17 protein-coding genes, 2 pseudogenes and 1 riboswitch are annotated in these 22,861 nt (G+C 59.3%); of the genes and pseudogenes, 10 read left to right on the top strand and 9 right to left on the bottom strand.

Annotation, left to right across the window (positions count from 1 at the left end; all coding sequences use genetic code 11):
• Positions 1–1,086 precede the first annotated feature (1,086 nt).
• Entirely contained in the window at positions 1,087–1,395 is a 309-nt protein-coding gene (locus EOA16_RS33675; protein ID WP_236473435.1) for a helix-turn-helix domain-containing protein, read from the bottom strand.
• A gap of 365 nt (positions 1,396–1,760) precedes the next feature.
• Between EOA16_RS33675 and EOA16_RS33340 the strand changes: the two genes are divergently transcribed.
• From EOA16_RS33340 to EOA16_RS26440, 3 genes and pseudogenes are all read left to right on the top strand, one after another.
• Positions 1,761–2,003 (top strand): hypothetical protein, encoded by a 243-nt coding sequence (locus tag EOA16_RS33340; protein ID WP_224571023.1) that lies wholly within the window; start codon positions 1,761–1,763, stop codon positions 2,001–2,003.
• A gap of 1,053 nt (positions 2,004–3,056) precedes the next feature.
• Positions 3,057–3,278, top strand: a pseudogene (locus EOA16_RS26445) (insulinase family protein); the annotation flags it as partial.
• 57 nt (positions 3,279–3,335) lie between these two features.
• Positions 3,336–4,394: a class I SAM-dependent methyltransferase gene (locus EOA16_RS26440; protein ID WP_024504268.1), complete on the top strand. Its 1,059-nt coding sequence runs from the start codon at positions 3,336–3,338 to the stop codon at positions 4,392–4,394.
• A gap of 421 nt (positions 4,395–4,815) precedes the next feature.
• On the opposite strand, the pseudogene EOA16_RS26435 reads toward EOA16_RS26440, so the two are convergent.
• The 4 genes and pseudogenes from EOA16_RS26435 to EOA16_RS26420 form a co-directional block, all read right to left on the bottom strand.
• Positions 4,816–6,160: pseudogene (locus EOA16_RS26435) on the bottom strand (IS5 family transposase).
• 400 nt (positions 6,161–6,560) lie between these two features.
• Complete coding sequence (locus tag EOA16_RS26430) at positions 6,561–7,616, bottom strand: hypothetical protein (protein WP_063169411.1); 1,056 nt, start codon at positions 7,614–7,616, stop codon at positions 6,561–6,563.
• A complete protein-coding gene (locus EOA16_RS26425) occupies positions 7,613–9,679 on the bottom strand; it encodes a hypothetical protein (protein ID WP_127260806.1) in 2,067 nt (688 codons plus the stop codon). The genes EOA16_RS26430 and EOA16_RS26425 overlap by 4 nt, the downstream gene beginning before the upstream one ends.
• 2 nt (positions 9,680–9,681) lie before the next feature.
• Positions 9,682–11,019, bottom strand: a complete 1,338-nt coding sequence (locus EOA16_RS26420; protein WP_063169413.1) for a metallophosphoesterase — start codon at positions 11,017–11,019, stop codon at positions 9,682–9,684.
• A gap of 491 nt (positions 11,020–11,510) precedes the next feature.
• On the opposite strand from EOA16_RS26420, the gene EOA16_RS26415 reads away from it, so the two are divergent.
• The 7 genes from EOA16_RS26415 to EOA16_RS26380 all read left to right on the top strand — a co-directional run bounded on the left by EOA16_RS26415 (position 11,511) and on the right by EOA16_RS26380 (position 17,494).
• The gene (locus tag EOA16_RS26415) at positions 11,511–11,774 is read left to right on the top strand and encodes a hypothetical protein (RefSeq protein ID WP_082826710.1); all 264 of its coding nucleotides are present in this window, start codon (positions 11,511–11,513) and stop codon (positions 11,772–11,774) included.
• 317 nt (positions 11,775–12,091) lie between these two features.
• Positions 12,092–12,208, top strand: a riboswitch (TPP riboswitch).
• 103 nt (positions 12,209–12,311) lie between these two features.
• Positions 12,312–14,147 carry a phosphomethylpyrimidine synthase ThiC gene (thiC, locus tag EOA16_RS26405; protein WP_127260805.1) on the top strand — a complete coding sequence of 612 codons (1,836 nt, stop codon included), beginning with the start codon at positions 12,312–12,314 and terminating at the stop codon, positions 14,145–14,147.
• Positions 14,144–15,145, top strand: coding sequence for a glycine oxidase ThiO (thiO, locus tag EOA16_RS26400; protein ID WP_063169415.1), 1,002 nt, complete (start codon positions 14,144–14,146; stop codon positions 15,143–15,145). Before thiC ends, thiO begins: the two co-directional genes overlap by 4 nt.
• The gene (gene thiS, locus EOA16_RS26395) at positions 15,114–15,311 is read left to right on the top strand and encodes a sulfur carrier protein ThiS (protein ID WP_024504260.1); all 198 of its coding nucleotides are present in this window, start codon (positions 15,114–15,116) and stop codon (positions 15,309–15,311) included. Before thiO ends, thiS begins: the two co-directional genes overlap by 32 nt.
• A 1-nt stretch (position 15,312) precedes the next feature.
• On the top strand, positions 15,313–16,086 hold the full coding sequence (locus EOA16_RS26390; RefSeq protein ID WP_024504259.1) for a thiazole synthase: 774 nt from the start codon (positions 15,313–15,315) through the stop codon (positions 16,084–16,086).
• Positions 16,083–16,688, top strand: a complete 606-nt coding sequence (locus tag EOA16_RS26385) for a thiamine phosphate synthase (RefSeq protein ID WP_063169416.1) — start codon at positions 16,083–16,085, stop codon at positions 16,686–16,688. The genes EOA16_RS26390 and EOA16_RS26385 overlap by 4 nt, the downstream gene beginning before the upstream one ends.
• Positions 16,679–17,494, top strand: coding sequence for a hydroxymethylpyrimidine/phosphomethylpyrimidine kinase (locus EOA16_RS26380; RefSeq protein ID WP_063169417.1), 816 nt, complete (start codon positions 16,679–16,681; stop codon positions 17,492–17,494). The genes EOA16_RS26385 and EOA16_RS26380 overlap by 10 nt, the downstream gene beginning before the upstream one ends.
• Positions 17,495–18,399: 905 nt before the next feature.
• Here the strand turns inward: EOA16_RS26380 and EOA16_RS26375 are convergent.
• From EOA16_RS26375 to EOA16_RS26360, 4 genes are read right to left on the bottom strand one after another with little or no spacing between them, the layout of a single operon-like run.
• Positions 18,400–18,966: a hypothetical protein gene (locus tag EOA16_RS26375; RefSeq protein WP_063169418.1), complete on the bottom strand. Its 567-nt coding sequence runs from the start codon at positions 18,964–18,966 to the stop codon at positions 18,400–18,402.
• Between the two features lie 24 nt (positions 18,967–18,990).
• A complete protein-coding gene (locus EOA16_RS26370; protein WP_063169419.1) occupies positions 18,991–20,964 on the bottom strand; it encodes a DUF3732 domain-containing protein in 1,974 nt (657 codons plus the stop codon).
• Positions 20,965–21,477 carry a three component ABC system middle component gene (locus EOA16_RS26365; protein ID WP_063169420.1) on the bottom strand — a complete coding sequence of 171 codons (513 nt, stop codon included), beginning with the start codon at positions 21,475–21,477 and terminating at the stop codon, positions 20,965–20,967.
• Positions 21,474–22,640 (bottom strand): ABC-three component system protein, encoded by a 1,167-nt coding sequence (locus EOA16_RS26360; protein WP_063169421.1) that lies wholly within the window; start codon positions 22,638–22,640, stop codon positions 21,474–21,476. Before EOA16_RS26360 ends, EOA16_RS26365 begins: the two co-directional genes overlap by 4 nt.
• Positions 22,641–22,861: the final 221 nt, after the last annotated feature.

Raw genomic sequence — 22,861 nt, 5'->3', positions numbered from 1 at the left:
GGAACTTTACAATCATAAAGGTACGTCACTGGTCTCGCGGCTCACCTATGACGATCTAGACGCGCATTCGAGTCCACAATCCGACTGGCATTTTCGTAAAGGCCTCCTCGGTGCGGGCGGCATCAGGGAGGATTTTCTCATGACGAGGACTTCTTACGGAAATGGGGGGCTACTCAAACACATTCAGTGATCAGCGCGGGGGCGGCGTCAGCTATTTCACCGCCGATCTTGGATATAATTTCTTGAACTCACCGCGCTACCGCATCGGTGCTTTTGTTGGCAACAATTTCTGGCACGAGAGCTACGATGCTTTCGGTTGCACGCAGCAGGCGACCAACTGGGGAACCTGTGTGCCAACCGTCCCACCTACGTCAACCTCTCAGCCAGGACAACGATTGGCATTCGCTGCGACTCGGCTTGGCCGGGCAGACGCAACTCACCGAGCGACTCAGCCTTTCTGGTGACGTGGCGTTCCTCTTCACGCGGCTCGACGGCAAAGAGCAGCACCACATGCGCCCAAGATCAAGCTAATTCCCGAAGACGGCGATGGGCATGGCGTCCAGCTCGAGGCGGTGTTGCGGCCGTGGCGAATAACGGCACCGCTCATTTCGAAGAGGCAATGGGCGGTCGTGGTTCCCCGCAGGCCGACGATTGGAAGGCAAAGCGCTACGGCGTTTTCGTGCAGGCTAGCATCAAGTTCAACTGAGAGAGCAAGAACCGAGGAGAGCGGCGATGCCACTCCAGCTCATTACGATCATTGGATCAACAGAAGGAAGTTTTCCGAAGAGTTTTGCAAGCGTGCGCAAAGTCGCCAGACAAAGTTCTCTCGGTCCATAGTGTACGTGCCGTCACGCCCGTTCTCGACATGGTTGAATGATACGTCCCGCGCGATCGATCAAAGTCGTTTTTCATTGGTTTTCCGGAAATCGCGGGGAGCACAGCGTGCTGTGACCCTCGCCTGCTGGTTTTCTGTCAACGCGCAGATGAGGGAGAATGAGCGTACAGCAAAAATCATCAGTGCTGTCGCTTTCGCCAAAGCCCGCCGCAGCTAAACGGGGTCCCACGCCCGGTAGCGCCCCCTGCCGGTCACCTCACGGATGCCGAGTTCGGCACCAGCCCGAGCGCAGCGCGCTGGCTAATTTTCAGCTCGGCCGCGACCAGACCTGCCGACACCAGCGGCCGCGCCAGCACCAGCTCGATCAGCGCCGGCAGGCTCGAGTTTTTGCGCCGGTTCCTGAGCCGGCGCTCCATCTGGCTTTTGGCCAGCGCCTGGATGATTGCAAGGCTGAAACAGTCGATGGAACGCCCCTCCAGCGAAGCCGAACCGGACGAGGCGCGCGCGCCAGGTCCTTCGGCTGCCATCGGCACGCTGGGTTTAAGTGCTTGGGGTGACACGGCGTGATCTCCGCCGTTGGCGGGAACAGGGCAGTGCAATAGTACTGCCCTGTTCCTTTTGATCAGAGGCCAGTGCGGATTTCTTCGGCAAGCGCCCTCAACGTCGTCTCGACGTCATCGCCGTTTACCATCTTCTGCATCGCCACGGCCCATGCGTTCATGGCTTCGCCGAAGCCGACACGCGGTGTGAAAGCCAGCGCGGCTTGGTCCTGTATCTTTTTGAAGCTGTCAACGAAGTTGTTGAACTCGGGCTGCGAAGCGTACTTAGTCCAGGTGTCGTCTGCCAGGTCGACGTGCGCGGCGGATTGACGAGCTGGCCAGCAAGGGCACCCTTGAGCGCCACCTGCTTGGAGGTGGCCCACGGGATGAACAGCCAGGCCGTGCCCTTCTTTTCGGAAGCCGCGTTCATGGCGAGAGCCCAGATCCAGATGTCAGACTCCAAGCTCGTGGCGCTCGGTGCGTGCAGCGGCGGAGCGAAGGCGATCTTGCCGGATGCCGGCTTCCCCGCAACATCGTTCCAGAAGCCGAACATATTTGAGTCGATCGTCATCGCGCTGCGGCCGGACGCGAAGGAAGGAGCCGCGCACTTCTTGATCATGTCCACGTAATGTAGTCGTATCCAGCATCGGTAAGCTTCCAATCGCTCAGGTATTTGTCCAGCGGCTCCAGGGCGCCACTCGGAGCGAGGTCCTACGCGGGCTGAATGCCAGTGCCGAACACATCCCATGCTGGCGACTTCGTCGTCAGTTGGATCGTCATCTTGTTCCAGTAAGAATCGTCTGGGTAGAGTTCCGGCGTGACCTTGATGCCGGGTCAGCTTCTCGAACTCCGGAAATTGCGCAGCGAGAGCATCCGCATAGGGGTGGATGTCGTAGGCCCAAGTTATGCTGGTCCCTTCGAATTGACGCCAGTTCACGGTGTCGGCAGCGGCCGAATTAGTGAGCGATGCCGAGACGGCAAAAAACGCCAAGTCAAAAGCAAGCTGTTTGCGAAGCGACGCGCACCTGTAACGAGTACGGGGAATGAGCGACCCATGTAATCCTCCCTGGGGCATTTTGCCAATTTTTGGGTCCACTCCTCCATCCCGAGTTCGCTCATAGCCACAATAAGCGGTTTCCAACGAGCTCGCTCTGAATGCACCAGGCCAACTGGGTAAAAACGGGTAACCGGCACTAAAAGGCGTTGTAGTATCGCCACCAGAAATACTGCTCCGTGGTGCTGGCCTTTGCCTGGGGGCGCAACACGGCAACTACCCGCTCAAAACGGTTGGTCCTCTACCTCTTATTCACCGTCGCTTTCCTCGCGGCCTAACCCGGCCGGAATATCCGTTGCCAGAAAAAGGCCTCGCGGCCGGTTCGAGGCTCATCCCTCCTCCGAAGCAGCACGCTCAAGTATCGTCACAAGCCCCGAGCGCTTCGCGTTCGGCGATGTCCAAATTCCGACAATGTCGGATACAGTCAGATCTACTGGATTGCGTTTGAATGGTTTTCTCATTTGGCACAGTACATGCGGGTCATCCGCAAAACACGTGACCGACCAACAAGAGTTCGCATGATCACCTTACCACAACATACAGCCGCCGCGGAACAATCACTTGGCCCCTGATCGCCCACCCCGGCACCACAACCGGAGTCATCGATGTTCTGACAGGCTGCCCAAGGATACCTGCTGCAACAGGGCTTGCCCTGGTGACGACCACTCCGGCTCCGCCGGTTACCGACGAGGGCAAAGTGACGGATTTCCTGCTTTTCAACGGCATGGAGGTGGCTGTCATTCCCGACCACCGCGCCGGTCGTCACCCATATGGTCTGGTGCAGGATCGGCAGCGCGGAATGAGCCGCCGGGGATATCTGCATGTCTTCGAGCATCTGATGCTCAAGGCGCCTCATGACGAGCACGGCTCCGTCGCCTGGAGAGATTGAACCCAAAGGGAGATTCAGATGTCTGAAGCGAATCAGGAAAAGTTGGACGCATTCTTGGGGAAAATGGTCGGCGATCTCGGTGCGATCGCAACGGGCGCGGGAGTCCTGCTGGGGGACAGACTCGGCCTGTTCAAGGCATTGCGCGAAGGCGGCAAGATGACGGCCGCCGAACTTTCGACACGCACCGGCACCCAGGAACGCCTCGTAAGGGAATGGCTTTCCGGGCAGGCGGCGGCGGGTTACGTCGACTACGATGAAGCGAGCGACAAATTCTATCTCAACGCCGAGCAAGAGCTGGTGTTCGCTGATGAAGACAGCCCGGCCTTCATGGCAGGCGCATTCGAGTTCCTGTCCGCGCTGTGGCTCGATGAAGAAAAGGTGAGGCAGGCATTCCAGTCCGGCAAGGGCGTCGGGTGGCACGATCATAGCGCGTGTCTGTTTCGCGGTACGGAACGGTTCTTCCGTCCAGGCTACAATGCCAATCTGATCGACTCCTGGCTGCCGGCCTTGGAGGGCGTCGTCGAGAAGCTCGAACGCGGCGTGGACGTCGCGGATGTTGGATGCGGTCATGGTGCATCGACCGTGCTCATGGCACAGGCCTTCCCCAATTCGCGCTTCGTCGGCTTCGACTATCATGCCCCTTCGATTGAGCGCGCCCGCAAGGCGGCCGAGGTAGCCGGCGTCGGCGTTAACACGCGGTTCGACGTGGCGGCCGCCAAGAGCTATCCCGGAACCTATGACCTCGTCACATTCTTCGATTGCCTTCACGACATGGGCGACCCGACGGGCGCCGCCACCCATGTCCACGGATCGCTCAAGCCGGACGGCACGTGGATGATCGTCGAGCCGTTCGCGCATGATCATCTGGCGGCGAACCTCAATCCCGTCGGCCGCGTTTACTATGCCGCTTCCACTTTCGTGTGCACGCCCGCATCCGTGTCGCAGGAAGTCGGGCTCGCGCTTGGAGCCCAGGCCGGTGAGGCGAGGCTGCGCAAGGTTGTGACCGGCGGCGGCTTCAAGCGATTGCGTCGCGCCGCGGAGACACCGTTCAACATGGTGCTGGAGGCCCGCCCTTAGCGTGGCCGTCGCCAGAAATTGCAGCTCATCGCATTTGATGAAGATCACCGCCAAAAATCCGGACGCATCGGGCACATTTTCAAGGCGTCTGGGTTCACGCAGAGGTCGCTGCCGAGTTGTGTGCCAAGAGTCCCATACGTTGCGGCTCAGAAAGGACCCCACGCACGGCGACGAACATGCCCATAGCGATGGCCGCTATAATCACATATGTCCACCATGGCGCGTTCACAAAGCTGGTAAGCCACGTCGCACCGAACGCGCTTACGACAAAAACGAGAGCCTCGATAAAAAGACTGAGCCTGTACACATTCAGTCGTCTCATCCTCATACCACCCATCCAAAGACTGAGCTTGTTGCGCTACTGCGACAGAGCCTAACATATTGGAGAGTGCTCACTAGTCGACCGTGAACAATCCGAGCCCTAAGCGGCGACCGGCTTCGGCCGGATTTGAAGCAGGGCAATCAAGAGCGACAAAAACCCCTTCAGCCACCTGAGCAGGAGGGAGAAGTTGTAGCCGGCGGCGGCCAGGATGGCGTTGAGGGTGTCGCCCTGCTGGCCGGCGAGGTAGTTGCGGCCCATTCTGTGTTCGCTCTTGATGTGGCCGATGACGGGCTCGACCGCCGACCGCCGTCGCATCTGGCGCTTGATGGCTGGGGTGACGCGGCGTTTCTGGCCCGCGGTGAAGACCCTGAGCTTGTGGCTCTGCGGTGCGTTGTGGCCGCGATAGCCGGCGTCGGCGAGGATGCGGCCGATCTCGTTGCCGATGGTCTTTTCCATGTCGGGGATGACGCTTGCCAGCGTGTGGCCGTCATAGGGATTGCCGGGCAGTGCTTTTGCATGCAGGGCGAACTGGCCGCCCCTGGAGCGCTTCAGCGTGGTGGCCACCGACACCTTCACCCCGAACTCGTAGGGCGCATGCGCCTTGCCCTTGCCGATGCATTCCACCTCGTGTGCGTGCAGGCTGTAGATCTTGCGGCCGCGCTGGCGCTGGCGTTGCTCGAGAACGGTGGCGGCCTGGTAGAGCGGCCATTTGAACAGCGTCCAGCCCCTGATCGCCGGCGATCTGGCGACCAATGTCGCGAATGGTCCGGCCGAGATAGGTCTTGAGCTTGCGTAGCGCCTTGTTGGCCCGCTTGAACTGCTTGGCGTGGGCATAGCGCTGGTGGCTGATCAGCGCCAGCTTGCCGACCCGCACATAACTCTGGCGCAAATGGAGACCCGTCCTCTTGGCCAGCCGCACCAGCCGTTCGCGTGCCCGATGGATGAGCTTGGCGTCGGTCGGGAACATGACGTTCTTCGGCTGCACGGTGGTGTCGACGATCACCTGGCGCGTGTCGGCCGGTTTCATCGCCCCGGTCTTGACCGCGAGGCTGAGGCTCTCCTGCAACAGCACCATAATCCGCTCCTCGCCCATACGGCTGCGCCAACGCGTCATCGAGGAGCGGTCGAACGGCAGCGTATGGCAAAAGAACGTCTCGCCGGTGAGATACTGGAAATAAGGGTTCTCCACCCAGCGCTCGCACAGCACCTCATCCGACAGGTTGAAGGTGTGCTTGAGGATCGCCAGCCCCGCCATCAGCCGGGTCGGCAGCGGCGGCATGCCGGGGCCGTCCGAATAGACGGCGCCGAAACGCTCCTCCAGCACCGGCCAGTCGATCGCCTGCGCCAGCCGCACCAGCTCGTGCTTCATGTTGATGATTTGGTCGAGCCGGGAGCGGAACAGGTCCTGCTCTCCCGTCTCGCGCTTCTCGCGTGGCCTGGACATTCGCTGTCCCCTCGATTCGCCGCCGCCGAACCGAGTGAATCACGCTCCGCGCCACAAGGGAATCGCAAAACCGAATTGCAGGAAAACAGCGTCCAAATACCGCTAATCCTGCAATTCCAAAGCCGCTATCCGCCTCAATCAACAGGCCAGATCAATGGCTTGCGGATAGTTCACGGCCGACTCACTATTTCTATGCTGAACAGTCTCGCCTGAGTATATGTTTTAGCTAGTCGCTAATTAGACGGAATTCTGCCAGTCTGCATTCCCCCCTGATCTGATGTAGAGCAGCTTCCAAGTGGGAATTAGCCCCCCATCGACCGGATCGGGCGACACGAACATGCGCTGAAGGCTTGGCGGAACGGCTACTGGGACCATGATGCTACTCGAATGCAAGATAGTGTCAGAACGTCCCGGGAAGGCTGCAGGCAGGGGATGTCAGGTCAATCAGCCTATAGATATGATACCGCCCATTCGCTGAGACTTCACGATGGGCATAGGAGGTGGGAATTCTTGCCTTGAGATGGACGCGGCTGTCGGAGCAGGCGAGCACGGCAGCAGCGATGGCCTGAACCTTCGGGCCGCTGACAAAAACGTTCACCACCGCACGCGAGCCGAACCCGTCGAGATACGTCTCGAAAGCATCGAGGTGGGCCATCAGCCCGAAAGCCTGGATGTCGCGAACTTCGCCATCTTCGAGCCGGTGGGTTTCACGTACCTTGGCCACCTGTTGATCGAGCAAAGCATCGATATGCGCATTCTTGTCGCTTCTTGGGACGAGGAGCGAGATCCGTTCCGGACTGACGATATCGATCAATCCGTAGAATACGTCGGCATCTCCTCCGATCCCCACGAGCAGGACTTTCTCTTCGCCCATTCCTCCGCTGCCTTGAAGATGAGGGACGGTGACGTATCGGTCCAAGCCGCTGGAAAAATCCTCTTTGCCGATCGCGTTCCCGTAGATACCTTCGGCGTACCCGAATTCGAGAGACTGAATCGACATTTTCTTGAATGCCACCGCAATCAGCCATTGGATGTAGATTCGCGGCATCGTCGAGCACTCGACGAAAACCTTCCGCAGGCTTCCTTCGTATGAGCCACATGAAGCGGCCATCTGAGTGAGCAGGTGATCGAGGAGATTGATGTTCTTCTGATACTCGATGGAAGGCTCGAGGGTGATCACAGTCACTTCGACGCCCCATCGGGTACCCATAGCGATGAGCTTTCGCCGGTTTTCTTCGACGGCTGGGACGTTCGCTTCCTTCAGAGCAAAGTCCAGAACCACGATCTTGCCGACCTTCAGGTCAAGATGGTTTTCGAACGCGGCGAAACGCGTTTCCCATCCAAGCGCGACGATCGCGATATCTGCCTCCATCGTTTCGCAGGTACCTGCATCTCTCGCCTTCTCGGTGACGGCCAGATGGCCGAAGACTCGATACTCGACAGTTGAAGCGGTCATTCGAGATCGCTCTCGAAAAGCGAGTGCTGGAATTCGGTCTTGAGTGCGGGCCGCGCGACGAGCTCCTTAAACACCGAGTCGGCCCAGTCTTCTGGGAGCCGATGCCTGGTAAAAAGCAGGTCGACCATCCGCGCCGCAGGGATTGTGTTGATTTCGTACGGGCCGCGATAGGAGAACCCGAAGTAAGGTGCAAATCGCCGATGCAATCTGATCATCATCTCCTTCGATGCGGGGTCGGCGCGGTCCACCTCAAAGTTGCCGGCGGCGGAGACCTCCCGGATAAACCCATCCCTTTCCGCCCGACGCAGGACCTCGTCCAGTTTTCCGCTGGGTTGCTCCAGTCGGTTCACCAGCGAGCGCATTTCCTTTAGATCAACCCTGAAAATGCCTCTCTCTGTCGTTCCTAGAGCATTTTCTTCGGCAAACTCTGTCTGGAGGCGAGCGGTCAGGTAACCCAACGCCCGCACCATGCGCACGCTCTCTTCTTCGTACGGATGTGAAAGCGCCTGAAGTCCATCAAGCTTCCGTTGAGAGGCGGCGTTCACAGCCTGTCTCTGCTGTTCGAGATGAATCTGTAAATCCGAGTTGATGAATTCCACCAGTTTTCGTGGATCACTGGAACTCGGAACACTGCGGCGGAAGATCTCTCCCATTATATCAAGGAAATCGCGTATACAGACGTCGCTCAATGATGTGATGATCTGGTGCCCTACGTACGGGTAGTCATGCAGACGCAGCATCTGGCACGCTTTCAGAAAAGCCCATCCCTGTTTCCGGGCGATCGACCTCTTCAGATTTGAAGCATCCGCCTTGCTCATGGGCCGGCGCTTAATTTCCGGGTTCATGAGCGCGAGCGCCAGCCCTTCGGCATAAGGGCGCGCTTTTCGATCAAGAAGGAATTGCTGCTGATCCGCCGTCCTCAAATTCACGGAGAGGAATTCACGTGCTGCATCAGCAAGTGCCACAAGCTCTTCTCTGCCCTCGGAATGACCCGATATGATAACCCGCTCGATGATGTCATTGACGGAAAGCCGCCCCAGCCGGTTTTTGAGCGAAAACGCGCTGAGCGCATCGTTGCGCTCGAGATCACTCCGCAGATGGTCAGGAAGCGCATAGTACAGCCGAAGCGACGACACGTTCTCGCACAGCGTGGCGAACTCCCTCGGATCGACTGAATCAAGATTCTCGACGTCCCGGTCAGCATTCGAGAGCGACTGGCCGGGTATGATCGTCCGGATCGTGTCGTAGAGGCCGCCGATGTAGGCGAGGACCCATTTCACGTTGCCGCGCGTCTTTCTCACCAAGGTGTTCAGGAACTGCTGTTGGAGCGGTGTCAGTGCTTCACAGTCGTCAATCAGTATCTTGAAGAAGGGCGCCCTGTCACCGGCGAAAGATGGGCCATTTAAAAGTGGAGTGATCGCGGTCGCGACCTTGTTAATGATCGCGCAAGGGTCTGTTGCTCTGAAGCCGGTCGCTCCGGCATCGGCGGCAAAGAAGAACGCGTTGAAGCATTCGTCGACGTACCGGGTTATCCCACCCCGCAGCTCATCGATGCTGAAGAAGTCGAGACGGGCAGGTTGGGGTATGAAGTGCAGCACTTCGCGATGCAGTGCCAGGGCGACGTCCCTATCTTCGGAGGCCCGGTATTTCAAGTGGCCGTCGCGTCTGAGCTGGCCGATGCTCTCGAGCAGGCGTTCGACTATCTTCAGCTCCAGATAGTGAGAGAAGATTACGAATTGCCGCGGGATCACGGCGGCCGTGTCGAAGCGTATCCGCTCCGGAATGAGGTTCAGAACGGCGTTGTCGATTAGGGGCGAGAATGTCTCATTGAGCTGGAAGAAGACGCCATACCAAGCGAGCTTGCCGACTTGGTCCGAGAGACTTTTGTCTTCAAGAATATGGACTGTGGAAAGCGAGCGAAGAATGCTGGTCTTGCCGCTGCCTCTCGTCCCTGCGACGAAGACCGGCTTGGCGGCGGCAGAAATCAACGCCGACTTCTGACTGAACCACAGTATCGGGCGGCTTTCGTACTCGATCCTGTTGGGGCCGAACGGATTCTCCATCGCTATTCGTCCCTTACCTTAATGCGCCAAGCCGAGTTTGCCTTGGTGAGGCCGTCTATCTCGATGAAGCGCGCCGCTTGGAGCATCAGAAGAGAGTCTTCCAGATCTAGCCCGAGCTCGGCGGAGGCAGCAATCTCAGTGATCTCGTCCCAGAAGAGTAACCCATTCCCGCGCCTGGTGGCATGGTCGCGCAGTCGGCGCAGCAGGTCAAACGTGTCGTTGTTCAGAAAGGCCTTGCCGTTGGACATGGTCGAAATAAAGCAATGTTCGCCTTCCATGACCGTCCCGTCGGCGACATTGGTGCGGTAGGGTATAAGTCGGATGCCGACGAGCTCTCCCTGATCGGTCGTGAAGAAGACGAGCTCATTGAAACCTGACTGTATCTCTGGTGCTGAGATGCAGATCAATTTGCCGTCCGGAAACCTTGGATCGTTGACGATCTCGACCGGATCAGCATGTATGTGTCCATGCAGGTAGACGATAGGCTTGTTGCCCTGCAGCAGCTGAGTTCTGACAAATCCGCTGTTGAGCATCTCCGCGTATGGCGTAATGCGCGGAGTCTTTTGTGGCAGCAGATTGTGATGGCCGATTATGATGCCGTAACGCATGTCGGGCTGCTGGAGCAATTCCTGTAGGCCTGCAAGCATCTCACGCGAGATGTATGGCGTGTCCATCTGACCGTAATACTCGTCGTCGGACGCCTCCTTGTCTGGATCGCTGGGAGGTGTCGCGGGCGAATGTCCCGAGATGTCCGGCGAGCCGAGATCTAGAGGCTCTGTAGAAGGACTGAGTGCCTCGAGACGATCACGAAGGAACGCGGGAAGGTTTTGAAGCTCCCAACTGCCTATCGCTGTGTTGACGAGGATGAAGTTTGCGCCTGCGGATCCTGTCGGAAGTCTGAAGTGCACGGGTTGGTCCACGGGAACGGTCTGCCAACCCAAGCGGGCGGCTAAACTCGCCATTTCGCTGAATTTCTCAGTCGGTCCAAGTTCGCGCGCGTCATCACGGTTCACATCGTGATTTCCCGGTACGAATATCAACGGAAGCGCCTTTGAACTGCGTCCCTGTGCGCGGCAGAGCAACGTGAAATGCTGGAATGCCGAAGCAATGAAGGTCTTGTCGCCACGGCTCGTGAAATCCCCCATGAAGGCGATCGAATCCAAGGGCTTCGAAGTCGTCAGCCGCCGAAGTTTCGTCAAGACGGCACGCAGCGAAGACGCGCGTAGCTTCTGCGTTATTTTCGGAGCGAACTTGCTATCCTTGGCATCGATGTTGCTAGAGGAAGGATGCCAGTCCGGATAGTGAATATCGCCTACTTGAAGGATTCGCACCCGCCGCATAACTCGCCCCCCTGCCGAGAGCCATAGACTAATCCGTTCGCTTTTGCCAAGCGCGAACGATCATCCGCAGTGTCCTTAACGAGGTAGCCTGCACTTTTCGAGAATTGCCACGGCGGCTATTTTTCGGCTGTGAAGCACACGAGACCCGTGACGTGAGACCCAGTTGCTCAATGCCCAGTTGCTCAATGAGCTTTCTTACGAATAAGGGAGAATTTCCGCGGCCGGACTATCTCTGAGCGAGCGTGCATGACTGCCAACGGAAGGTCTTGCACGCACCCTTGCGATCTTGAGCAATGGTCGCCATGACTTTCTTCTTGCAGGCTTTTGAGTGGCCCAGCCTGCGATCACCAGACCCCACCGATTCTAAAGAGCGTGGCAGATGGGATAGTCGAGGTTGCCCGTGCACAGTCACGCTCAGGGCTTGCGCCGCCCAGAGGACACGCTGAAAAGGCAGATTGGGGCGCAAGCACGCCATTCACGAGAGGTTCGACATGAAGACCATGCAAGAAAAAGACATTCCGGCATTCGTACAAGCAGTTGTGGACGCCGGCTGCAAAATTTGCGCGATTGGCAACTTGGGATACGTCTTTGGCGATGCTGATTTCACGCCAGCGCAACGGAGGGCCGTCGAGCCACAGCTGCGTAGGATTGCTGAAATCTACGGCGAACGCGATCATCTCATGAACGAGATAGCTGTATATCTGCGGTCGATCGGACGCCATGTCGAGGTTGAGCCGAAGACAGGTATTTCCTGATGGCCGTGATCGCGAGAAGCCGTCTTCCAACCTCTGAATCCTAAAGGAGGTGACCCCCAAGGCCGTTCGTCACCTTCGACCAGAATAACCACATCCGTGACCGCCTGAGCTACTTGGTCGATACGCGCACATGGCCAATACAGTTTCTCCATCCTTCACGAAGCGAATGAGGCTTTGGCCATTCAGCCCCGGTCTACGGGGCGTGACTTGTCCCCGATGCATGCGCGAGCTCTCCGCCCGGCTGGCCGCCGGTCGTCGCCACCGGCCGAAGGCGCCCGAATGCGCTTGACAAGATAGCGTCAGCCCGTTCAACCTAAGGCATTCACCAGGGGAGTCCCGGCAAGGGGCTGAGATACTGCTGGCTTTCGCGGCGCAGTGACCCGTTGAACCTGATCCAGTTCATACTGGCGTAGGGACGGTGCAAGCGCTTTGCGGGAGTTTACGCCCGAGGTCCTGTTGCAGCAGGTCTACAGAAGCGTCTTTTCATCCTTCCGGCACAGAACTGGGTCTCCAATGCATGAGCAAAGGAGCCTCACGATGAATGCCCTCCCCCCCGCCGTATCGACGGGACCACTGCCCGCCTCGCGGAAAATCCACAAGCCCGGCGTCCTCTACCCGCAGATCAGGGTGCCGATGCGCGAGATTTCCGTCCATCCGACGGCCGGCGAACCGCCCGTCACCGTCTACGATCCGTCCGGCCCCTACACCGATCCATCAGTCGAAACCAGCATCGAAAAAGGCCTTGCCCGGCTTCGCCACGAATGGGTCACGGCGCGTGGCGATGTCGAAGCCTATGACGGCCGCCACGTCCGGCCGGAAGACAATGGATTCGCCACCGGCGAGCGCCTGACACCGGAATTTCCGATACGCAATCGGCCGCTCAAGGCCAAGCAGGGCAAGGCGGTGACCCAACTTGCCTATGCGCGCGCCGGCATCATCACGCCAGAAATGGAGTTCGTAGCCATCCGCGAGAATCTCGGCCGCGAGGTGATGCGCGGCAAGCTGCAACGCGACGGCGAAGCCTTCGGCGCGGCGATCCCAGATTTCGTCACACCCGAATTCGTGCGCGACGAGGTGGCGCGCGGGCGCGCAATCATTCCCGCCAACATCAATCATCCCGAGAGCGAGCCGATGATCATCGGTCGCAATTTTCTGGTCAAGATCAACGCCAACATCGGTAACTCGGCTGTCACATCGTCGATGGCCGAAGAGGTCGAAAAAATGGTCTGGGCTATCCGCTGGGGCGCGGACACGGTGATGGACCTGTCGACCGGCCGCAACATCCACAACATCCGCGACTGGATCGTGCGCAATGCGCCGGTGCCGATCGGTACGGTGCCGCTCTATCAGGCGCTGGAAAAGGTCAACGGCATCGCCGAGGATCTGAACTGGGAGGTCTACCGCGACACGCTGATCGAGCAGGCCGAGCAAGGCGTCGACTATTTCACCATCCACGCCGGCGTGCGGCTGCACTACATCCCGCTGACCGTCGACCGGGTCACGGGCATCGTCTCGCGCGGCGGCTCGATCATGGCCAAATGGTGCCTGCACCATCACCGGGAGAGCTTCCTCTACGAGCATTTCGAGGAGATCTGCGACATCGCCAGAGCCTATGACGTCTCCTTCTCGCTCGGCGACGGCCTTCGTCCCGGTTCAATCGCCGATGCGAACGACGCGGCGCAATTCGCCGAACTGGAAACACTTGGAGAACTCACCAAGATTGCCTGGGCAAAGGACTGCCAGGTGATGATCGAAGGCCCGGGCCATGTCCCCATGCACAAGATCAAGCAGAACATGGACAAGCAGCTCGCAGTGTGCGGTGAGGCGCCGTTCTACACGTTGGGGCCGCTGACGACCGACATCGCGCCGGGCTATGACCACATCACCTCAGGGATAGGTGCCGCCATGATAGGCTGGTTCGGCACCGCAATGCTTTGCTACGTCACGCCGAAAGAGCATCTCGGCCTTCCCGACCGCAACGACGTCAAGATTGGCGTGATCACCTACAAGATAGCCGCCCATGCAGCCGATCTGGCGAAGGGCCATCCGGCAGCGAAAACCAGGGATGATGCCCTTTCGCGCGCGCGCTTCGAGTTCCGCTGGGAGGACCAGTTCAACCTGTCGCTCGACCCCGAAACCGCACGGTCCTTCCACGACCAGACCTTGCCCAAGGAGGCGCACAAGCTGGCACATTTTTGTTCGATGTGCGGGCCGAAATTCTGCTCCATGCGCATTTCCCACGACATCCGTGCCGAGGCCCAGAAGGAAGGCATGGCGGCAATGGCGGCAAAATACCGGGAGGGCGGCGATCTCTACATGCAGGCGGACGAGACTGGCGTACCGGTCGTGCCAGAGGCTCCCAAACCATCATGAGGGTGCTCGTCAAAGGGGCCGGCGTTGCCGGCCTCACCGTCGCTTTCGAACTCGCCGCCCGCGGCGCGACGGTCACCGTCGCCGAGATGCGGCATGGCCTTGGTGGCAACGCGTCGTGGTTCGCCGGCGGCATGCTGGCGCCATGGTGCGAGCGCGAAAGCGCGGAGCAGCCGGTGCTGGATCTCGGACGCGATGCTGCCGACTGGTGGGATGCGGTGCTGTCGGGTCAGGTGACACGGGCCGGGACATTGGTCGTGGCCGCGCCGCGTGATGCCGGTGAGCTTGACCGGTTCGCCAGTCGCACGTCAGGGCATCGGCGCGTCGATGAAAACGAAATTGCGCTCCTGGAACCCGACCTCGCCGGCCGCTTCCGGCGTGGATTGCTCTTCCCCGACGAGGCTCACCTCGACCCACGCCCGGCGATGGCGGCACTTCATGACAAGCTTGCGACCATGGGTGTCAAATTCCACTTCGGCTGCGACGCCCGGCCTGTTTCGGGATTCGCCCGTCAGATAGACTGCATGGGAATGGCAGCGGCCGATGACAGGCTGCGCGGTGTTCGCGGCGAAATGCTGATCCTTCGCACGCCTGATGTCTCGCTGTCGCGGCCGGTCCGTTTGCTTCATCCACGCTTTCCGCTTTATGCCGTGCCGCGCACCGATCACCGTTTCATGATCGGAGCGACGATGATTGAAAGCCAGAGCGCCGGACCGGTGACGGCGCGTTCCATGATGGAGCTGCTGGGCGCCGCCCATGCCCTCCATCCGGCCTTTGGTGAGGCCGAGATCGTTGAAACCGGTGTGGGTGTCCGTCCGGCATTTCCCGACAATTTGCCACGCGTCGAAACAGACGGTGAGATCATCGCGATCAACGGTCTTTATCGTCACGGTTTTCTCCTCGCCCCCGCCATGGCGCGCCAGGCTGCCGACCTGGTTTTCAGTCAAGACAGAACCAAGGAGCATGCTCATGAAACTGATGGTCAACGGCGAGGCGCGTGAGATTGCCGCCACCACGCTGGCCGAGTTGCTTGCCGCGCTCGACTATGAGGGCGATTGGCTCGCCACCGCCGTCAACAGCGACCTCGTGCACAAAGCCAACCGCGCGGAGTTCCAGTTGAGCGACGGCGACCGGATCGAAATCCTCTCGCCCATGCAGGGCGGCTAGCATGTTGGAGCTTTATGGAACCGAGCTTTCGTCGCGCCTGCTTCTCGGCACGGCTCAGTATCCTTCGCCGGCCATCCTTGCCGATGCAGTCAAGGCATCGGGCACGTCGGTGGTGACCGTCTCGTTGCGGCGTGAGATGGCGGGCGGTAGGGCCGGCGAACAATTCTGGTCGTTGATCCGCTCGCTGGGCGCCAGAACCCTGCCCAATACCGCCGGCTGCCTCTCCGTCAAGGAAGCCGTCACCACCGCGAAAATGGCGCGCGAGGTCTTCGGCACCAACTGGATCAAGCTCGAAGTGATCGGCAATCACGACACGCTACAGCCGGATGTGTTCGGTCTGGTTGAAGCCGCCCGCATCCTGTGCGAGGACGGCTTTGCGGTATTCCCCTATACCACCGACGATCTCGTTGTCGCCGAGCGGCTGCTGGAAGCGGGCTGCAAGGTCCTGATGCCGTGGTGCGCACCGATCGGTTCCGCCTTGGGACCGGTCAACATGACGGCGCTGCGCTCGATGCGCGGATATTTCCCTGGCGTCCCGCTGATTGTGGATGCGGGGCTCGGACGGCCGTCGCACGCGGCCACCGTCATGGAACTCGGCTTTGACGCCGTGCTCCTGAACACAGCGGTCGCCAAGGCGGCAGATCCGGTCGGCATGGCGCGTGCTTTCGGTAAGGCGGTCGACGCCGGTCGTGAGGCGTTCAGTTCGGGAATGCTCGAACCGCGCGACGTCGCCGTGCCATCGACACCGATGGTCGGCAGGGCCGTTTTTTCATGAAGCTCGATCCCTTCTACCTGATCGTCGACAGCGCCGCCTGGATCGAAAGGTTGGCGCCGCTCGGCGTCAAGCTGATTCAGCTTCGCATCAAAACCATGGATGAAACCGGGCTGCGCGCGGAGATCCGCAAGTCGAAGGCCTGGTGTGTCCAACACAAAAGCCAGCTCATCATCAATGATTATTGGCGCCTGGCAATCGAGGAAGGCTGCGATTTCGTGCATCTGGGCCAGGAGGATTTGCAAACGGCCGACCTCTCGAGGATACGGGCAGCGGGCGTCAGGCTCGGATTGAGCACGCATGATCATGTCGAGCTGGAAACGGCCATGTTTGCCGAGCCCGACTATGTCGCGCTCGGTCCGATCTATCCCACCACTTTGAAGAAAATGAAGTGGGCACCGCAAGGGCTAGAGCGGATCAGCGAGTGGAAGCGGCGGGTGGCGCCGATCCCATTGGTCGCCATCGGCGGCCTCAACCCCGACCGCCTCGACGGCGTCTTTGAGGCCGGCGCCAACAGCGCCGCAGTGGTCACGGACATCACGTTGAGCTTCGACCCCGAAGCGCGCACGCGAGAATGGATCGAAAAGACGGACCGATGGCGATGAGACGAGAACCGCATGTGCTTGTCGTTGGCGGATCAGATTCCAGCGGGGGTGCTGGAATAGCACGCGACATCGAGACGATCTCTGCCGTTGGCGTGCGCACCTGTCTCGCCGTCACAGCGCTAACGGTGCAAACGCACGACGCCGTGATCGAAATCCATCATTCGCCACCCAGCATGGTGGCCAATCAGATGTGTGCCGCGCTACAGGCCAACGACGTAGCCACAATCAAGATCGGCATGCTGGCGACTGCCAAGATCATTGTTGCCGTTGCCGCAGTGCTGCGCAAATTTCCGCAAGTGCCGGCAGTACTCGACCCTGTGCTGGCCTCCACCTCAGGCCGCGCACTTCTGGAAGCAGGCGCTATCGCTGCCATGAAGCGCGATTTGATGCCGCTTTGCTGCATTGTCACGCCCAACCTTCCTGAACTGGCGCTCCTTACTGGTTCCGAACCGGCTTCGGATGAGGACGGTGCGCTCCAACAAGGACAAAGACTGCAGGCCGTCGGCCCTCAGGCCCTGCTGATCAAGGGTGGGCACGCGTCGGGTCCCCGATCGGCCGATATTCTGTTACGCTCCGATCATGAACCCATCCACTTCGACACGCCGCGCCTTGCTATATCGATGCGCGGAACAGGTTGCATGCTGGCCAGCGCGATTGCGGCGCATCTGGCGAAGGCGAAGTCGCTCGAAGATAGCGTGCGCGAAGGCAAGCTGTTTGTGTTCGAGAAGCTTCAGAAATGCCGGCTGAATAATCACAACGTTCTGCGTCCAGCCAAGCAGACCCATTTTCCAGAATTTTTCCAGTAGCGAGACTGGAGGGCTACTGCTTCTCTATGCCATCCTTACAACGCGTTGAGTTCCACTGTGCCGTCCAGAATTATCTGTCGTTGTCCAGAATTAAGCCGGGCTTAGAACTGAAACGAACCCGCCGAAAGGTACGAGCGGCCCTCACTCGATAAGGGTTACCAAACCTATTCCTGTGGGCTACCAATCCGCGTGGTGGGTGGCCTTAGGTTACCAATCAGTGTGGCGTCCGGAATTATCTGCCTCTCTCCGGAATTAAGCCGAGATTAGAAGATCGGTGCGGTATTGCGCCCGGTCAAACCGTGTCGATTTGCGGCGTAGCCGACGTGTCTCACGCTTGGCGGCGTCGCACGCTGGTCCCGATTGTCGCCCGAATATCTGCCTACCGGCGACAGTGAATGCGCCAAGCTAGACCTTCGTCGATAGGGCGGCTCCGGTTTACCAATCCTGTCGTCCTAGGTTGACCAATCCGTTGTCGACCGTGAGCGGGTTTACCAATAAGGGCGGCTATATTCTGCGCAAACCCAATCACCTGATGCCAATCCAGAATTAATCGTCATTAAGGGCATTGGTAAACTCAGTCTGAAACCCCACCCTTAGCCAGAAAACTCTCCTGTTTTCAATCGCATAGCCCGCCCGCCAGCAACCGATAATTCGGGACCGGTAAACCCGTGAAAGGCCCAATAATTCCGGACGTCACACCAGTCTGCCCTTTTATGCGACTTTTCGAGCACAGACCGGGAACATCTGACCGTTTCCATTCATCGCCCAAGGCCGGTTTAGCGCTGGAAAAGCCAAAGTGCGGGAGTAAGAATGGCCGCAACGGGGCCGGAAGCCGTCGGTCAGCTTTCGGGGAGTGATCCCGGTAAGTTCGCAACTCATTCGCTTCTTTTCTGCAGTCCCCGCCATTACGAGTTGGCGGTGTCGGTCGCCGAGGGGATCAACGCCATTACTGCGGCTAGTTCGGCCCTCCGGACGAGGAATGGCATGCGCGTCGTCCCATAGTGCTTGGCAAGATGGAAGCGGTGCATGCCTCCTACGATGTGAACTTGGCCTTGGTACTCGCCGAGCAAAGGCGGTGTGACACCGCGGCCATGCAGCCATCGGTAGGCGATCCCACAGCTCTTGCTCTTGTAACGTTGATGCCAAGGACCCTTGTCCCTGCTGGCGGCGTAGGTAAGCCTGCCGCCAACGTCAGTGACATCAGCGTCGATAAGAATGAAATCCGTCGAAGCGTGGTCGCTGGGATCATCGCCGTCGAACGCGAGATAGAAGTTTGCAGGATCGCAGTCCCATATCGCAGTCAGTGCAACCGGAATGTTCTTTCTTCCTTTGCACCAGATGTCGACCTTGCGTTTCTCCTGAGCGCGGGCGACCTCGAAGGCTTCGTCTAGTTTTCCTTCCGCGACATCCATGGCTGTGATGACGTTCAAGCCAAGGGCCGTCAGACGGTTGATCTCGTCCACGTTCGCCATGCCTTCTCCTCTGGCAGCAGATTATTATCCACCGTTGGAAGATGCGGCGGCAATCCAAGCCTGAGGCACGAGGGCCTGTCCACGCCATTCCTCAATCAACTTGACTCCGGGAAGCTTGCCCCAGACGTCCTCATCTGCATGATCCAGCACGATGATCTGGAGGCGACCTTTCGCGGCCATGACCTCAGCGCCTAGGAGCGCAAAGACCTTCCTGACGGCGACCACGTCCTGATCCCTCCACGCGATGAGGTCGGGGCCCTCGTCGCCCGCCGCCCGCTTAGGAAAATAGACTTGGCTAGGTTGGTCGAAGATCAGCTGACCAGGGACTGGGTGATGAGGTTCGGCCAGGAAGTAGTGCTGCAGCGCAAGCATTAGTGCGACGTGATACGCGAGCCAATTGGCGCCGCTGCCAATCTCCCACAGGTAGTCCTCACGCGTTCCCCTAGTCACCTTGACGGTCAGGTCTTCAATCAACAGCCTAATCGGGGCCTCGGGCCACTCCGCGTCAAGCTGCGGAATCAGCCGATTGGCATGATGGGAGACTTGGTGCAACGCGTTGAATAGCTTGCGCTGGATGTCGGCCTCGGAGATCGTCTTTTGCAGCGTTGCAATATCGGCCTGCAGCGAGGTGAGTTCCTGCCGCAAATCCGACGACTGGTCGGCGCGGTCGTAGACGTGCAACGCCTGCTCCAATCGACCGAGGAAGCGCTCAAGCCTATCGAAGCGATTGGCCTCGTCTCGGGCGACGTCAGAGTCCCGTTCCAGCACCGCTATCTCGCTACGGACATCGTTCAACTCAGATAGGACCGCTTCAGCGGCGCCGCGCTGGCGCAGGATTTCCTTGTCAAGCGTGTTAGACATCGCAGGGTGGGTCCGCAGTCGGATCTCCAGACCGCCGAGGTTGTCGCAAAGGGCCAAGACCTTCTCGCGGCCGCCGTCCCCGAGTGCGACCAACGGATCGGCGAACTCGTCGGCCAAGTCCCTCAGCCACGTGGAAAGGTCCAAGCGGTCACGTTGGATGCGCATGGCGTCGCCGTACGCCTCGCTGCTCTCCACCAGACGGCGCAGTTCGTTCAGGCGCTGACGATGCTCGGTAAGTCGCGCGGCGATTTCAGTTTCCGACGCACGAAGGGTTTCCAGACGCGTCAGCACCACATCGATGCCGGCCAGGCTTGGTCGAGCAAGACTTGAGTTGCTGTTCGACACGCGCCGAAGCAGGTCAACAACGTCACTCCAGTCCTTCGGCACTTCAGTGGAGGAATCGACTAGGCCAAGTTCGACTGCCTGACGCAGCCACGCCTCCGCCTCCGCCCGCCAAGCGCCAGTTGCCGACACGATCGCGCGTAGCTCAGCCTCCTTCCGGCGGAGGTTGCGCTGGAGCCGATCGATCTCAAACCGCGCCTGGAGAATCTTTGCCGTGACCGCGCCCAGAACGTACGGGAAGATGGTCTTTAGCTTCTCCCGGTGTTCCGTCGTATCGGCCTTGAAAAACATCACGTCGGGATTGGCGATCACGTTCTGAGGTTGGAACGTGAAGGCCATGAGGTCGCGGAAGCTTGGCCTTTGCTTGAATCCATTCTCTGTACCTGGTTCGAAGTCGAGGTCAGTCAGTCCTGCCAGGCGGTTCATCGCGCGCTTGACCGTGTCGACATTGGTGGTCTTGTCGGTGATCGTCTCCGGAATTTCGACCTGTGCGCCCTCCAGCAGCACCATGTCGCCTGTGCTCTGTTGGTCCCCCGGTTCGCGTCGCGCCAAGAGCTTTTCGCCCTCCAGCGTCTCGATCAGAATGCCGAACCAGCTGCAGTTCTCGCGGATTACGCCCACCGGAATCGCGCATTTCTCCGAGCCCAGACAGTAATCAACAATAGGGATAACGGCGGACTTCCCGGTCTTCGACGCGCCGCTGATGACGTTGACGACACCGGGCTCGAACTTGACGACCCGCGGCGCTGCACCATTGCGGGGCCAAAGGATCAGTTTTCGAAGCTGGAAATACATCTAGAACTCCACCCGTAACAGGTTGGCCACCTGCGCGGTCCCCAGGTTCGAAAACCAGAAACCCAATTTCTCCGAGGCAGGTCCGAGGTGCTTGACGCGCTCTGGAAGGACGAGCCTCCTCGGTTTCGGTTCTGGTACGTTTGCTCTTAAAGTAGCATCCTTGTAATCCACGGACAGCAGCCGCCCGCTCACACCGACAGCGGCCGATTGCAATGTCAGAGTACGCAGCAGCAGCGCTCGCTCGTGGACGGCGAGGAGTTGTTCCCGTTCCTTCCCGAGCTTGGCCGCGAAGAGCGCCAGTCCAGAGGGTCGGTTTGTCGAAGTCACGATTTCGAGCGTTGCGCGATGCAGGACGATTGGCAGCACGAGAAACGCCAAGGCGAACGGCGCTGGACGTTCGTCCTCAGCCTGGAAACCTTGGCCAAATTGCCACAATGCGAAAGCCCCAAGTCCTGGATTCTGGACAAGGGCGAGGTCGCTGAGCGGTAGGTGCGATCGGCCAGCCTCAATCAAGTCGCTGGCTCCAAAAGAGTCTGGTAGTCGGGATGCCAGCCGAGGCGCAGGCCGTGGGCAAGGGCGTTGAATGATCCGTGGACGAAATGACCGGGGACGACTCGACCATCGAGTGGAGGCTGCAACTGCGCGCAGCGCCTGTAAACTATTCTACCACGAACCGTTGCGGGGTGTCCGGCCTGTATGTCGTGCACCTCTGCACTGACGTGCTCATAGCGACCGACAAGATCATCGTCCCAGTCACTTAGGTTCTTCTCAAAGATTAGCCCGCTTTCGCCCCAGATCGAGATGTCGGCGAGCGTCCTAAGGTAATCGCTAACAGCCCGGACGCACGCTTCGTCTCCCACCTCGATCAGCTCGAGTTGGCGGACGAAGGCGGGACGGTCGGCGATCAATTGTTCGATGGCCTCGACAGGCGGTTGCTTGGTGAAAGACGACAGCAGCCCTGGAAGGTTGTTCTTCTGAACAAATGCTCTTTGCTCGGCCTGAAACGCGTCCACGTCCAAGATGGCGGGCTTGCCAGCTCTAATCAGCCTGTCCGCCGCCTCCTTCGCAGCGCCGATCGCGCGTTCGCACACTAGGTCGATGATGAGCGGAGAGACCGTCGGCTTGAAGATCGCGCGTATCGGATCGACGGGATCTGCATCGACGCTGATAACGGCGAGATTCTTGACCAAGGCGGCGCAATGAGCCGCATCAGCGTTCAGGAAAGCTTGGACGTCGGCGTCGCATGCCGGTGCAGCTTTCAGCTTGCTGTGGGCTTTGGCGAGGTTAGCGACCAGCGCCTCCACGTCGGCATCTGTTTTCGCGTCGTTCAGCGCGATCGCGAAGGCACCCGCCTTCACCGGTGTGACATATAGCCGGAAATGGCTGGTCGCCGGGTCGATCTCTCCCGCCGCCATGAAGCTGAGCCAGTTGGCCAGAGACTTCCACAGGTCCGCAGCCCAGTCGGATATCGGATTTTGCTTCAGTGCGCTCTTGCTTTGCTCAAGAACGACTTCGCCGCCGACCAGGTGAACCGCCACATCGTCTAAATGTTCAAGAGAGACCAAGGCGCCGCTAGGCGCGTTGAGCAGGTGAAAGCAAAGGCGTACAGGTTGAAGCGCATAGCCGAGGTATTGGCCAGCGGCGCTGTGTTTTCCCGTTTGCGTCTTCGCGTTCATTGCCCATCCCGTTCTCCCGAGTCGCACCGGAAGAAGCCAGTAACGATATTGGTATAGTTCGCCGTTGTTTACAATTGGCGCCCCGGCGATAGGACGGCTAGGCGCGATACAATTGCTGTTTAGGGCCAGCTCTCGAAGTCCAGATTCGGCAGGACAATGAATTTGCAGGACGTCCATTATGGGCACATCGGGGCCGTCTATGGCTCGGGCGATATGTCCGC

It is taken from the genome of Mesorhizobium sp. M7A.F.Ca.US.008.03.1.1 (assembly GCF_003997495.1).
Lineage (GTDB): Bacteria > Pseudomonadota > Alphaproteobacteria > Rhizobiales > Rhizobiaceae > Mesorhizobium.
Note: the sequence above shows the minus strand (reverse complement) of the source record. Positions and strands in the feature narration are given on the sequence as shown.